General features: G+C 61.0%; 11 protein-coding genes. 10 read left to right on the top strand and 1 reads right to left on the bottom strand.

The features are described 5' to 3' along the window. Positions 1–24: 24 nt before the first annotated feature. From BAD_RS07045 to BAD_RS07015, 7 genes are all read left to right on the top strand, one after another. Positions 25–996 (top strand): ABC transporter permease, encoded by a 972-nt coding sequence (locus tag BAD_RS07045; RefSeq protein ID WP_038444910.1) that lies wholly within the window; start codon positions 25–27, stop codon positions 994–996. A 12-nt stretch (positions 997–1,008) separates the two neighbouring features. Beyond that, the gene (locus tag BAD_RS07040) at positions 1,009–1,947 is read left to right on the top strand and encodes a carbohydrate ABC transporter permease (protein WP_011743645.1); all 939 of its coding nucleotides are present in this window, start codon (positions 1,009–1,011) and stop codon (positions 1,945–1,947) included. A gap of 16 nt (positions 1,948–1,963) precedes the next feature. Continuing rightward, positions 1,964–2,632, top strand: a complete 669-nt coding sequence (locus BAD_RS07035; RefSeq protein WP_011743644.1) for a YesL family protein — start codon at positions 1,964–1,966, stop codon at positions 2,630–2,632. Positions 2,633–2,667: 35 nt separating this feature from the next. Continuing rightward, complete coding sequence (locus tag BAD_RS07030) at positions 2,668–3,756, top strand: LacI family DNA-binding transcriptional regulator (protein ID WP_011743643.1); 1,089 nt, start codon at positions 2,668–2,670, stop codon at positions 3,754–3,756. Positions 3,757–3,824: 68 nt separating this feature from the next. Continuing rightward, entirely contained in the window at positions 3,825–5,738 is a 1,914-nt protein-coding gene (locus BAD_RS07025) for a glycoside hydrolase family 32 protein (RefSeq protein ID WP_011743642.1), read from the top strand. 373 nt (positions 5,739–6,111) lie between these two features. Next, positions 6,112–6,384: an ACT domain-containing protein gene (locus BAD_RS07020; protein ID WP_003806738.1), complete on the top strand. Its 273-nt coding sequence runs from the start codon at positions 6,112–6,114 to the stop codon at positions 6,382–6,384. Positions 6,385–6,450: 66 nt separating this feature from the next. Beyond that, positions 6,451–7,815, top strand: coding sequence for a PFL family protein (locus BAD_RS07015; RefSeq protein ID WP_011743641.1), 1,365 nt, complete (start codon positions 6,451–6,453; stop codon positions 7,813–7,815). Between the two features lie 68 nt (positions 7,816–7,883). Here the strand turns inward: BAD_RS07015 and BAD_RS07010 are convergent, their stop codons facing one another. Then, positions 7,884–8,567: a tRNA (cytidine(34)-2'-O)-methyltransferase gene (locus BAD_RS07010; RefSeq protein WP_080505103.1), complete on the bottom strand. Its 684-nt coding sequence runs from the start codon at positions 8,565–8,567 to the stop codon at positions 7,884–7,886. Between the two features lie 20 nt (positions 8,568–8,587). Between BAD_RS07010 and BAD_RS07005 the strand changes: the two genes are divergently transcribed. The 3 genes from BAD_RS07005 to rpoB all read left to right on the top strand — a co-directional run bounded on the left by BAD_RS07005 (position 8,588) and on the right by rpoB (position 14,027). After that, positions 8,588–9,592, top strand: coding sequence for an A/G-specific adenine glycosylase (locus BAD_RS07005; RefSeq protein ID WP_223895647.1), 1,005 nt, complete (start codon positions 8,588–8,590; stop codon positions 9,590–9,592). 68 nt (positions 9,593–9,660) lie between these two features. Next, positions 9,661–10,305: a hypothetical protein gene (locus BAD_RS07000; protein ID WP_011743638.1), complete on the top strand. Its 645-nt coding sequence runs from the start codon at positions 9,661–9,663 to the stop codon at positions 10,303–10,305. Positions 10,306–10,466: 161 nt separating this feature from the next. Next, complete coding sequence (rpoB, locus tag BAD_RS06995) at positions 10,467–14,027, top strand: DNA-directed RNA polymerase subunit beta (RefSeq protein WP_041777404.1); 3,561 nt, start codon at positions 10,467–10,469, stop codon at positions 14,025–14,027. The last annotated feature ends 81 nt before the right edge of the window (positions 14,028–14,108 follow it).

Below are 14,108 nucleotides of genomic sequence, written 5' to 3'. Positions count from 1 at the left end.
AATCATCCTAAATTGGAGACCAACATGAGTGCACAAACATCGCAAGGCGTTGCTGCACGGACCGTGGCGATGGAAGCGGCTCCCGACCGCAAGAAACCAGGTCTGCTCGATCGCATCGCCGACCACTTCCGCCGCTACTGGCAGCTGTGGATCCTCACCGCTCCCGCCCTGTTCTTCGTCGGCCTGTTCGCCTACGTGCCGATGTGGGGCATCCAGCTTGCCTTCCGTGAATTCGACCCGACCAAGGGTCTGACCGGCGGCAAGTTCGTAGGATTCAAATATTTCAACGAGTTCTTCCATAACCCGCTCTTCGGCGAGATCATGACCAACACCGTCCGCATCTCCCTGTGGACGCTGGTCATGGGCTTCATCTTCCCAATCATCCTGGCCCTGCTGATCAACCAGATCGGCTCCAAGAAAATCAAGGGCTTCGTACAGACCGTCACCTACATGCCCCACTTCATCTCCGTGGTGGTCATCGTCTCGATGCTCAACATCTTCCTGTCCCCGGGCTCCGGCATCCTGGGCCGCTTCTTCGGCGACGAATCGCTGATGGGCTCCACCAGCGCCATCACCGCCGTCTACTGGATCTCCGAAGTCTGGCAGCACGTCGGCTGGAACTCCATCATCTACCTGGCCGCGCTCGCCGGCGTGGACACCTCGCTGTACGAGGCCGCGAAGATCGATGGCGCCGGCCGTCTGCAACTGATCCGTTACGTCGACCTGCCGGCGATCATGCCGACCTGCGCAATCTTGCTCATCATGAACATGGGTTCCGTGCTCAACGTGGGTTTCGACAAGATCTACCTGATGCAGAATTCGCTGAATATGCCGGCCACCGAGGTCATCGCGACCTACACCTACAAGATCGGTATTATTAACGGCCAGTATTCGTATTCGACCGCCATCGGCCTGTTCAATACCTTGGTCAACTTCGTCTTCCTGATCACCGCGAACGCGATCGCCAAGCGCGTTTCCGATACGAGCATTTTCTAGGAGGCAGTCATCATGTCTGCAACAACAACCGGGGCCGTTGCCCAAAGCAAGAACGATATTCCCTGGAACAAGCATGTACGTCAGAAGAAAACGCCAGGTGATCTGGCCGTCGACTTTGTCATCGTGCTGCTTCTGGTGTTCACCGTGGTCGCAGTGCTCTACCCCCTGTGGTTCGTGGTCATCGCATCGTTCTCCAATCCGAACGCTGTGGCCGGCGGCGAAGTGTCACTGCTGCCTAAGGGCGTGACCTTCGCCGGCTATGCGAAGGTGTTCACCAACCATCGCATCTGGCAGGGCTATCTCAACACGATCATCTACTCGGTGGTCGGCACCGCGGTCAACATGGCCGTGACCATCCCCTGCGCCTTCGCGCTGTCCCGCCGCGAATTCAAGCCGCGCCGCGTCATCATGTTCCTGTTCACCGTCACCATGTTCATCAGCGGCGGCCTGATTCCGAACTATTTGCTGTACAAAGCCCTCGGCATCAACAACACCATGTGGGTGTTCATCCTGCCCGGCGCTGTCTCCGTATACAACGTGATCGTGGCGCGCTCCTTCTTCGAAACCTCCATTCCGGAGGAACTGCATGATGCTGCGCAGATCGACGGCCTGAGCTACTTCGGCTACTTCTTCAAGATCGTGCTGCCGTTAAGCTCCGCCATCCTCGCCGTCATCGGCCTGTACTACTTCGTCGGCCACTGGAACGACTTCATGACAGGCTTGATCTACATCACCGACGACACAAAGCAGCCGTTGCAGGTGGTCTTGCAGCAGTTGCTGCTGGTGGCACAAGGCACCGGTACGAACGTCAACGCCGCGGCCCAACAGCAGGCGGCCGACCAGATCAAGTTCGGCATCATCATCGTCTCCACCCTGCCTCTGCTGGTGCTGTACCCGTTCCTGCAGAAGTACTTCAACAAGGGCGTCATGCTCGGCGCCGTCAAGGGCTGATTGAAAGGGATTCGCCATGCTCGCTCGTTTTTCCGTGGCCTATGAACGGTTCTGCCGTCTGCTGCTCACGATCTTCGTGGTGAACATCGCCATGCTCGTGCACACACTGCTGGGTGCCGTGGTGCTGGGATTCTTCCCATCCTGCGCCGCCGCGCAAACCACGTTCCGCACGTGGCTGCGTGCTGAGGATCGGTCGATGCGTGCCAAGGAAGTATGGGGCATCTTCCACGGCGCATGGAAAAACGAGCTCAAGCAGGCGAATCTCTTCGGCTGGCCGTTGGCCGTATGCTGGGTGGTGCTCGCCATCGACTACTACATGATGAACTGGCATGCACGCGGAACGTTCGACGTGGCGGTTTCCGGCGTACTGTTCGTGCTGGCACTGGTATTGCTGGCCTTCACCATGCTGGTCTGGGTGGTGCGCGCGAACTATGACGAACGTCCGCTGTGGATCGTCCGCACAACACTGACCATGATCGTGGCCCGTCCGCTGTGCACCCTGCTGCAGATCGGACTCGCACTGCTGGCGATCCTTGCCTGGGCGCAATGGCCGGGTCTGCTCATGGTGTTCGGCATGTCGCTGCCGATGTTCTGCACTGCGTGGATCGTGTACTCGTTCGGCCGGATTCCGGGAATGGACATCCATGACCGGGAGCAGCCGGGCATCCGATACGCGAAAAGCTGAACGGCAGAGTGTCGCCAAAGAAAGGCGGGCATACAATGGAATCCGCTTCACAAAGCCGCCAAGCAGACAAGGCAAAACCATTGGTATCGATCAAAGACATCGCAAAAGAGGCCGGCGTCTCCAGTTGCACCGTGTCATTGGTCATGAACAACAAGGACCGCAATCGCGTCAGCAAGGCGGTGGCGCAACGAGTGCGCGGAACGGCCCAATCAATGGGATACAAGCCGAACTCCGTGGCGCGTACATTGCGCACCAGCAGGTCGTATGTCCTCGGCTTTATCACCGATGAGATCGCCACCTCGCCACATGCCGGGCGCGTACTGGTGGGAGCGCAGGAGGCAGCGCGCAAACTCGGCTATATTCTGCTCACCGTCAACACGGGAAACGATCGGGAACTGGAGAACCAGGAGATCGCGGCCCTGCGGCAGTACCGCGTGGACGGTTTCCTGTATGCCATGATGTACCACCGTGTTGTGGAGATCCCCGCCGAACTCGAAGGCAGCCCCACGGTCGTCGTCGACAGCGAAGACGAGAATCGCAAGATTCCCTCGATCTACCCCGACGACGAAATGGCAGGGTACGATGCCACCAATCGGCTGATTCAGGCCGGCTGCAAACGCATCGTTTACTACGGTTCCTCAATCACCATTATCGCCCAGGGGGAGCGGTTCGCCGGGTATCGCCGAGCGCTCGCGGACGCGGGCATCCCCTTCGACGAGCAGTTGGTCGTCAACGTGGAAGAGGCCACAAACGCCGCTTCGGAAGCCGGTCGCGTGTTCGACGAGATCAAGCCGGACGGCATCTTCTGCTTCAACGATGTGCGCGCGACCTTCATCTACGAGGCGGCCAGAGAGCGGTCGGTCGGCATCGGCACAGACGTTTCCGTGATCAGCATCGACAACCAGCCGCTCATTACGGACGTGCTCAAGCCCGCGTTGACCACCTTGGAGCTTCCTCACTACGAAATGGGCTTCGAAGCGGTGCATCAGCTGGTCGCCATGATCGACGATGAAGCCGCCACGGAAAGCCTTGCACGCAGTGAGGATTCGATCAGGCGTTTGGAGAACGGCCCGATGACACCGTTGCGATGCCGCATCATCGAACGCGATTCGATCGTTTCCTGACGGCACTGCGTCTTTGAGTATTTCCATCCATTTTCCATATTCATTTCACACGTGTAGAGGGGTCTACTATGTCGAATACCTATTCCATCTCCGTCGAAACCGGCGGCTACCGGCAGCTCGATCTGTTCGCCGAACGCTGTGGCGAGGGGAACGCCGTCGTCACCGTTGCGGACGGCAACGGCGTCGCAATCGCGGCGCACACCATGCCCATCGCCGAACGCAGGCATCATTTCTCCATTGCGGTGCCGCAGAAATCCACCGTCACCGTGGCGGCAAGCGGCCTGGTTGTACGCTTCGGCTACCTTTCCGAATGCGATGACCTGCTTGACAACGGCGTTCGCTACGTGAACATGAATCCAAGCGACACCGATTGGCCTGCACAGCCCACGCTGGAACAGATCTACAACCGTTTCGGGCGTTCGGGCGCGCATTTCGAACCGTTCGCACGTTGGATGAACGATCCGAACGGCCTGTGCCAGTTCCAAGGGCGCTACCACCTGTTCTTCCAGCTCAACCCGTATGGTTTCGGCTGGGACAATATGCATTGGGGGCACGCGGTAAGCCGTGATCTGGTGCATTGGACTCATCTGCCAGTCTTCCTGGAACCGCAGCCCGAACTGCACACCGACGAGCGTATCGTCGGCGGCGCGTTCTCCGGTTCGGCCGTGACCGTGGACGAGCATGACAATCCGGTCGCCGGCAACGAGGCAAACGCCATCCGCCTGTACCTGACCCGTCATCTGGAAACCCGCGGCGACGAATCCTCCGTCACCGAATACCAGACCACCTGCCTGTGCGAGGACGGCGTGCATGTTCGCGTGGAATCGCCGGTGGCGCTGCGTGCGAATGACGATTTTGGCTATGACTTCCGTGATCCGAAGGTTGAATGCGGCATGGGCGGCGAGGCGCTCGACCCGGATCGTGCCTATATGGTAACCGCCACCAATCTGCCGGTATCGGAATTTGGCGCAGACGCCGCCGATAGTGCGGTTCCCGGCATCAGCACCCAGAATACCGGTGGCTGGTTCACTTATTCTCCTCAGGGCAAGCCGGGGGTCGACCAGCCGAACAACGCCACCGTTCCCGCCATGACGTTGTTCTCCGCGAAGAAGCCGCTCAAGCGTAACGTGACATGGCGCTACGAAGGGCCGGTGCTCGCCGATTTCGGCCATCAGATCGCACGCACCTACGAATGCCCTGACCTGTTCCAGGTCGACGGCGTGACCGTTGCCGTCGGCGCGCTGATGCACTACCGCGACAAGCAGGGGCGTTTCCAGCAGGTGCGTTGGTATGCCGGCGACTTGGTGAACACCGATAATGGTCCGAAACTGGATGTCAAGGCCAGCGACTGGTGCGATTTCGGCACCGGATATTACGCCACGCAAAGCTTCGCCGACGATAACGGCCGTCGCATCGTATTCGGCTGGTTCACCGATTTTCCGGAGATGCGTGTCGAACAGCCGTGCCTGGCCAACGGCATGATGTCGCTGCCGCGCGAATTGCATGTGCGTGACGGCAGGCTGTACAGCAAGCCGGTGAGCGAAGTGTACCGCGAGCTGCTCGGCGAGCGTCTTGCCGTGCACGGCGATGGCGGGGATATGGTCGTTACGGCTCCCGGCAACGCATACTATGCGAACGTGCATCTGGCGGATGATGCCGATGCCATCATGGTGCTGGCGAAGGGCGTCAACCCGCAGGACGGCAGGCCGACCGAACTGCTGCTGCAGCGCACTGATGGCGTGACCCGCCTGGTGGCCAAGGGCACTGCGGTGGAGGATGTCGACTTCGACAGCGGCATCACCGATGTTCGCCAGGTGGAGGTGTTCTTCGACCGCAATGTTGTCGAAGTGTTCCTCAATGGCGGTCAGACGGCAGGAAGCATGCTGTTCCAAGGCGCTGATGGCGACGGTGAGCTTCGCATCGCGTCGTCCGGCAAGATCGATGCGGTTGATGCGCGTGCATTGAACGGTATTTGGCGCTAAGACGTAGAGCCGTATCCGGCGGCCCCGTTCCTGCGTGTTCCTTGTGACACGGCGGGTGCGGGGCCGCTGCCGTATGTGTAGGGGTATGTACGCGATATGCGCGAGATATGGGCACGATATGTGCGCTGCGTTGTAATTTGCCGGCGGATGTTGCATGTCATGCTGTGTTGCGACACGGCGCGGGTGAATCCGTGGGCGGTGACGACCTAGGTAAACGTTTGACTACTGACATGCGCGTGTGGCGTCTCACCATGTAATGCGAAAAGCGGGAGAGAGGGGTGTTTTGGCACGTGCCTTTCCTATACTTGAGGGCACGTCCGGCAATTTGCCGAGACGGCAACTGGATATTCACACCTCACGTTTAGGGAGTTCCATGAACAAGGCAATCATCACCGTCGTCGGTCAGGATACTGTCGGCATCATCGCCCGCGTCTGCACCTATCTTTCCGCGCACCAGGTCAACGTGCTCGACATCTCCCAGACCATCATCGACGGTTTCTTCAACATGATGATGATTGTGGATTATTCCAACGCGGACGAGGAATTCGGCACAGTCGTCGACGACCTCGACAAGCTCGGCGAGGAGATCGGCGTGCGCATCCGCTGCCAGCGCGAGGAGATCTTCACCAAGATGCACCGCGTCTGATCCGCGGCACACGTAAGCCATGCAAGCAACCGAAGCTACGAATCGTACCAATCGTAAGGAAAAACCATGCTGAATATCATGGAGGTCCACGAGACCAACAAGATGATCGAGCAGGAGAAGCTCGACGTGCGCACCATCACCATGGGCATCAGCCTGCTGGATTGCGCAGCCGACAGCGTCGACGAGGTCTGCGAGAACATCTACAACAAGATCACCACGTACGCCAAGGACCTCGTGTCCACCGGCCGGGCCATCGAACGCGATTTCGGCATCCCGATCGTCAACAAGCGCATCACCGTCACCCCGATTTCCCTGGTCGGCGCAAGCTCCTGCAAGAGCTCCGAGGACTTCGTCAAGATCGCGCACGCGCTCGACCGCGCGGCCAAGAAGGTCGGCGTCGACCTGATTGGCGGCTACTCCGCGCTCGTGTCCAAGTCCATGACCCCGGCCGAGGAGATGCTTATCCGCTCCCTGCCGCAGGCGCTTTCCGAAACGGACATCGTGTGCTCCTCCGTGAACGTGGGCTCCACCAAAACCGGCATCGACATGAACTCCGTCGAACTGCTCGGCCACATCGTCAAGGACATCGCGCACGCCACCGCAGACAATGATTCCTACGGTTGCGTGAAGTTCGTGGCGTTCTGCAACGCCCCGGACGACAACCCGTTCATGGCAGGCGGCTTCCACGGCGTGACCGAAGGCGACGCGGTCATCAACGTCGGCGTCTCCGGACCGGGCGTGGTCTCCCGCGCGCTCGACGAGGCCAAGGGCAAGGACTTCGAGTTCCTGTGCGAAACCATCAAGCGCACCGCGTTCAAGATCACGCGCGTCGGCCAGCTGGTGGCCCAGGAGGCCTCCCGCCGACTCGGCATTCCATTCGGCATCATCGACCTTTCCCTTGCGCCAACCCCGGCCGTAGGCGATTCCGTCGGCGAAGTGCTTGAAAAGATCGGCCTCGAACAGGTTGGCGCACCGGGCACCACCGCCGCGCTCGCCATGCTCAACGACCAGGTGAAGAAGGGCGGCATCATGGCGTCCTCCTATGTGGGCGGCCTGTCCGGCGCGTTCATTCCGGTCTCCGAAGACAAGAACATGATCGACGCGGCCAACAACGGCTGCCTGAAGATCGAAAAGCTCGAGGCTATGACCTGCGTATGCTCCGTCGGCCTTGACATGATCGCCATCCCCGGCGACACCACCGCGGCCACCATTTCCGGCATCATCGCCGACGAGGCGGCCATCGGCATGGTCAACCAGAAGACCACCGCCGTGCGTGTGATCCCGGTGGAAGGCAAGGGCGTAGGGGAGATGGCCAACTTCGGCGGCCTCATGGGCTACGCGCCGATCATTCCGGTGAACCAGACCAGCTGCGAGGCCTTCGTGACCCGTGGCGGCCGCATTCCGGCGCCGATCCACTCCTTCAAGAACTGACGTTCTTACGAAAGAACCCGACCTTCCTGCACGGAGGGCCGGGCTCTTTTGCGTTTGTAAAACTGTTTTTACTTACCGCCGGCAAAGTTCAACTGTCGCCAGGCTTCGTAGATGGCGATGGAGGCGCAGTTGGTGAGATTCAGGCTACGCAGCGAAGGACGCATCGGCAGACGCACCTGCTCGGCCACATGCGGGCCGGCCATGATGTCCATCGGATCGGGGATATTGCCCGGTTCCGGACCGAACAGCAGGATGTCGGTCGGCCTGTATTCGATGTCGGTGTACAGCTTGGTGGCGTGCGCGGTGAAGGCGATGATGCGCGAATCCGGCATCGATTCCACCAGATCCTCGAAATTCGGGTGCAGCACCACATGCGCCATGTCATGGTAGTCGAGCCCCGCACGGCGCAGCTTGGTATCCCGCAGATTGAAACCCAAAGGTTCCACCAGGTGCAGAATCGTTCCCGTCACGGCGCACAGGCGGATCGCGGAACCCGTGTTGCCTGGAATACGCGGGGAGTAGTAGCACAGGTGCGGGGTGGAGGTCTCCGCCTTCGCCGCGTCCTTCGCGCTCAGCATCGCGTCCACCACGGAAATCGGATTGCCGTGCGCGTCGGTCACCAGTTCGTCCGGGCCGTAATTGGACTTGCGGTACCCGTATTCGAACATCTTCTCGACCTTGGCTTCGGCCGCCTGCGTCTCGGCGTCGCGCGTTGCGCCCTGCGCGTTATCGGTATGTTCTTCGTTCGTCATAAATGCTAAGAATAGGAACGATGAACGACACGAACACCACATACGACACCGCCGTACGTGACGCCGACTTTGACGACTTTGCCGATTCCGCCACCGCCGTCACCTCCGATGCTTCCGATGCTGACGAAATCGCAACGACGCTCGCGCAATGGTGGCAGACCAACGCGCGCGACCTGCCATGGCGATTCGGCCGCACCACACCGTGGGGCGTGCTCGTTTCCGAAGTGATGAGCCAGCAGACGCAGATGGGCCGCGTCGTGCCGTATTGGACCGCATGGATGGACCGATGGCCGGACGCAGCCGCGCTCGCCGACGCCCCGAAATCCGACGTGATCACCGCATGGGGGCGGCTTGGCTATCCGCGGCGCGCCCTGCGATTGCAGGAATGCGCGCACGTCATCGCATACGATTACGCCGACGAGCTGCCGCATACGTACGACGAATTGCTTGCTCTGCCCGGCATCGGTGATTACACGGCAAGCGCGGTGCTGTCGTTCGCTTTCGGCGAACGTATCGCGGTGGTCGACACGAACATCCGCCGTGTGCTGTCACGTGCGTTCGTCGGCGTCGAATCGCTCGGCGGCAGCGCAAGTCCCGCGGAACGCGCGCTGGCGAAACGGCTGCTGCCGGACGATGATTCCGCGAAATGCCGTCGTTTCGATCGCCCGTCCGTCGTGTGGAACCAGGCCGTCATGGAACTCGGCGCGACGGTGTGCACTGCGAAATCGCCATTATGCGAAGCCTGTCCGATCGCCGGAAAATGCGCGTTCCTACGCAACGGAAGACCGGGATTGGGGCAGCGGCGTACGCGACCACGCCAACGATTCCAAGGTACGGACCGGCAGGTGCGCGGGCTGGTGCTGAACGCGCTGCGCGGCCTGCCGGATGGCGAGACGGTGCTTGATCGCAAGAGCGTCGAACGGCTGTGGAAAGACCACGTGCAGCTGGACAAATGCATCGCGTCGCTTGACGAGGACGGTCTGATCGAAATCCTGCCCGGGGGAGGGGTGCGGCTGCCGGTGTAACGTACACGGCATGCGTGGTGCGTGCGGCCGCGGTGCCGCACGGAGGATGACACGCTAGACTGGGAGCCATGGCTTACAAGACCTCCCCGCGGACCGGTAAGAAACGTACGAAACAACAGCAGGCGATGTATCGCCGCCGCCGCATCGTTTTCGGTATCGCGACGGTGCTGGTGCTGAGCTTCATCGTATTCTGCCTGTATTCGCTGACGCAGGGCGTCGTCGCTGTCAACCGCGAAATCCACCATGCCGATGTTTACGCGATCTCCCGCAAGGAGGTGCCGTCGCCGACCCAACAGCAGAAAAGCAGCGTCCCCGATTGCGACGCATCCAACGTCGCGCTGTCGCTTACTCCGGCCGCATCGAGCTTCGGTGTGGGCGGCACGATGGACTTCACCGCTTCCGTGAAATACAACGGTTCCGGCAAGGCTGGCTGTCTGATCGACGTGTCCCAGGCGGGCATGGTGCTGACGATCAAGTCGGGCAAGGACGTGGTCTGGAAATCGAACGTATGCCCCGTGGACACGGATTACCGGCTGATAGCCAAGGGCGACGAGGTCAAGCAGACGATCACTTGGCCGGGCGTGCGTTCCGGCAGCGAATGCGCCGACGCGGCGGACCTGCCGAACGTGGACCGTGGCGTGTATTCGGCCCAACTGTCGGTCAAAGGACATGCGAAAACCAAGTCGGAGCCGGTCGGCATCACAGTGGAATAAAATCTACAGGTTATGCTATTCTTATGACTTTGCGTAGATGCGTGTCATATAGCGGGCACGCTGACAAGGAAGAAGCGCCCGCGTACTAGGCATATGGTGGCCAATGAGAGCGCTTCCGGGGAAACATATCGATACGATTAGCGAGCGATAAGGAACGTCCATTGGCTGAGGCTACGACGAACACCACCACCATCATCGCACGCGCCGACCAGCATGATATTGATCTGCACAAGGCGTCGGACCGTGTGAATTTCGGCTCCATCCGCGAGCCCATTGATGTACCCTACCTGTTGGGTGTACAGACTGACAGCTTTGACTGGCTCATCGGCAACGAGCGCTGGCAGAAGCGAGTCCAGGAGGATCTGGAGAACGGCACCAACACCGTGCCCCACACCTCCGGTCTTGACGAGGTCTTCCAGGAGATCTCCCCGATCGAGAACTTCGCTCAGACCATGAGCCTGACCTTCTCCGATCCGTACTTCGAAGAACCGCGCCACACCGTGCAGGAATGCAAGGAGAAGGATTACACCTACTCCGCGCCGCTGTACGTGAACGCCGAATTCGAGAACGGCGACACCGGCGAAATCAAGTCCCAGACCGTGTTCATGGGCGATTTCCCGCTGCAGACCCCGCACGGCACCTTCATCATCGGTGGTACCGAGCGAGTGATCGTGTCCCAGCTCGTGCGTTCCCCGGGCGTGTACTTCGACCGTTCCCAGGACCGTACCTCCGATAAGGAAGTCTTCGGCGCGAAGATCATCCCGAGCCGTGGCGCATGGCTCGAGTTCGAGATCGACAAGCGCGACGTCCTCGGCGTGCGCGTGGACCGTAAGCGCAAGCAGTCCGCCATCGTGTTCCTCATGGCCATCGGCATGACCAAGGATGAAATTGCCGACGCCTTCAAGGACTACCCGCTGGTCATGGACGCTCTCGCCAAGGAGACCGTGCAGACCCAGGACGAGGCCCTGACCGACCTGTACCGCAAGATCCGTCCGGCCGACACCCCGACTCCGGAAGCCGGCAAGAACCTGCTGGACTCCTTCTACTTCAACACCAAGCGTTACGATCTGGCCCGCGTCGGCCGTTACAAGATCAACCGCAAGCTTGGTCTGGAAAAGGACGTCAACGACCGCAGCCTGTCCCGCGAGGACATCATCGCCACCATCAAGTACTTGGTCACCCTGCATGCGGGCGAGACCAAGTTCCCGGGCAAGCGCGACGGCCAGGACGTTGACCTGCGCGTGGACGTCGACGATATCGACCACTTCGGCAACCGTCGTATCCGCCAGGTCGGCGAGCTGATCCAGAACCAGCTGCGCACCGGTCTGAGCCGTATGGAGCGTGTGGTCCGCGAACGTATGACCACCCAGGATCCCGAGGCCATCACCCCGCAGTCCCTGATCAACATCCGTCCGGTGAACGCCACCATCAAGGAGTTCTTCGGAACCTCCCAGCTGTCCCAGTTCATGGATCAGAACAACCCGCTGGCTGGCGTGACCAACAAGCGTCGTCTGTCCGCTCTGGGCCCCGGTGGCCTGTCCCGCGACCGCGCCTCCATGGAAGTGCGAGACGTGCACCCGTCCCATTTCGGCCGTATGTGCCCGATCGAGTCTCCTGAAGGCCCGAACATCGGTCTGATCGGCTCCCTGGCAACCTTCGGTCGCATCAACCCGTTCGGTTTCATCGAGACCCCGTACCGCAAGGTCGTCAACGGCCACGTCACCGATGAAGTCGAGTACATGACCGCTGACCGCGATGCCGAGCACGTCATCGCCCAGGCCAACCAGGAGCTCGACGAGAACGGCAACTTCGTCAAGAAGCAGGCTCTTGCCCGAGTCGGCGAAGAGGAAGCGGTCGATGTGCCGGTCAGCTCCGTCGATTACATGGACGTCTCCCCGCGTCAGATGGTTTCCGTCGGCGCCTCCCTGATTCCGTTCCTGGAGCACGATGAGGGCCACCGAGCGCTGATGGGCACCAACATGCAGCGTCAGGCCGTGCCGCTGATCGAATCCGAGCGTCCGCTCGTGGGCACCGGCGCCGAATGGCGCGCCGCCGTCGATTCCGGCGACGTCATCCTGGCCGAGAAGCCGGGCGTGGTGACCTACGTGTCCGCCGACATCATCCGTACCATGAACGACGATGGCACCACCAGCTCCTACAAGCTGGCCAAATTCCAGCGTTCCAACCAGACCACCTGCTACAACCAGGTCCCGCTCATCCACGACGGTGAACGCGTGGAAGCCGGCACCGTGCTGGCCGATGGTCCGGCAACCCAGAAGGGCGAGATGGCACTGGGCAAGAACCTGCTCATCGCCTTCATGCCGTGGAACGGCTACAACTACGAGGATGCTGTGATCATCTCCCAGCGCCTTGTGCAGGACGACACCCTGAGCTCCATCCACATCGAGGAGTACGAGATCGATGCCCGTGAAACCAAGCTGGGCGCCGAAGAGATCACCCGCGACCTGCCGAACGTCGGCGAGGACGCGGTGGCCAACCTCGACGAGCGTGGCATCATCCGCATCGGCGCCGAAGTCGAAGCCGGCGACATCCTGGTCGGCAAGGTCACCCCGAAGGGCGAGACCGAGCTGACTCCGGAAGAGCGCCTGCTGCGCGCCATCTTCGGTGAGAAGAGCCGCGAAGTGCGTGACACCTCGCTGCGCGTGCCTCACGGCGAGACCGGCACCGTCATCGCGGTCAAGGAAATCACCCGCGAGGACGCCGAGGAAGACGGCGACGAACTGCCGAACGGCGTGAACCAGATGATTCGCGTCTACATCGCACAGCACCGTAAGATCACCCAGGGCGACAAGCTCTCCGGCCGTCACGGCAACAAGGGCGTCATCTCCCGCATCCTGCCGGAAGAGGACATGCCGTTCCTCGCCGACGGTACTCCGGTGGACATCATGCTGAACCCGCTGGGCGTGCCTTCTCGAATGAACCTTGGCCAGGTGCTGGAACTGCACCTCGGCTGGATCGCGCACGCTGGCTGGGACATCTCCCTGGATCCGGATGCCGAGGCCGCTTGGAAGAAGTACGTGCCGCAGGGCGCCGAAAAGGGCGCTCCGGGCACTCCGGTGGCCACCCCGGTGTTCGACGGCGTCCGTCCGGAAACCATCAAGGGCCTGCTCAGCTGCACCCTTCCGGACCGCGACGGCAACAAGCTCGTCGGCCCCGACGGCAAGGCGACCCTGTTCGACGGCCGTACCGGCGAACCGTTCCCGAAGCCGATCTCCGTGGGCTACATGTACATGCTGAAGCTGCACCACCTGGTCGACGACAAGATCCACGCCCGCTCCACCGGCCCGTACTCCATGATCACCCAGCAGCCGCTGGGCGGCAAGGCTCAGTTCGGTGGCCAGCGCTTCGGCGAGATGGAAGTGTGGGCCCTCGAGGCCTACGGTGCCGCCTACACGCTGCACGAAATGATGACCACCAAGTCCGATGACGTCGACGGCCGCGTGCGCGTCTACGGCGCCATCGTGAAGGGCGAGAACCTGCCGCCGGCAGGCATCCCGGAGTCCTTCAAGGTGCTGCTTAAGGAAATGCAGTCCCTGTCCCTGAATGTCGAAGTGCTCAACGCCGACGGCGTGGCTATCGACATGAAGGAAGAGGACGACGATCCGTCCACATCCTCCGATGATCTGGGCTTCAACATTGGTGCGCGTCCTGACGCTGCCGCCAAGGAAGATCAGGTTGCCGAGGAACCCGAATTCCAGTGATCGAAAGGACCGGCCGCGCTGCATGACACAGCGTGCGCCGCGGTCGGTCCCCGAACAACGTGATAAGCATTAAGAATCGAT

It is taken from the genome of Bifidobacterium adolescentis ATCC 15703 (genome assembly GCF_000010425.1).
Lineage (GTDB): Bacteria > Actinomycetota > Actinomycetes > Actinomycetales > Bifidobacteriaceae > Bifidobacterium > Bifidobacterium adolescentis.
The sequence above is the reverse complement of the archived record's forward strand: the minus strand, read 5'-3'. Positions and strand labels throughout refer to the sequence as shown.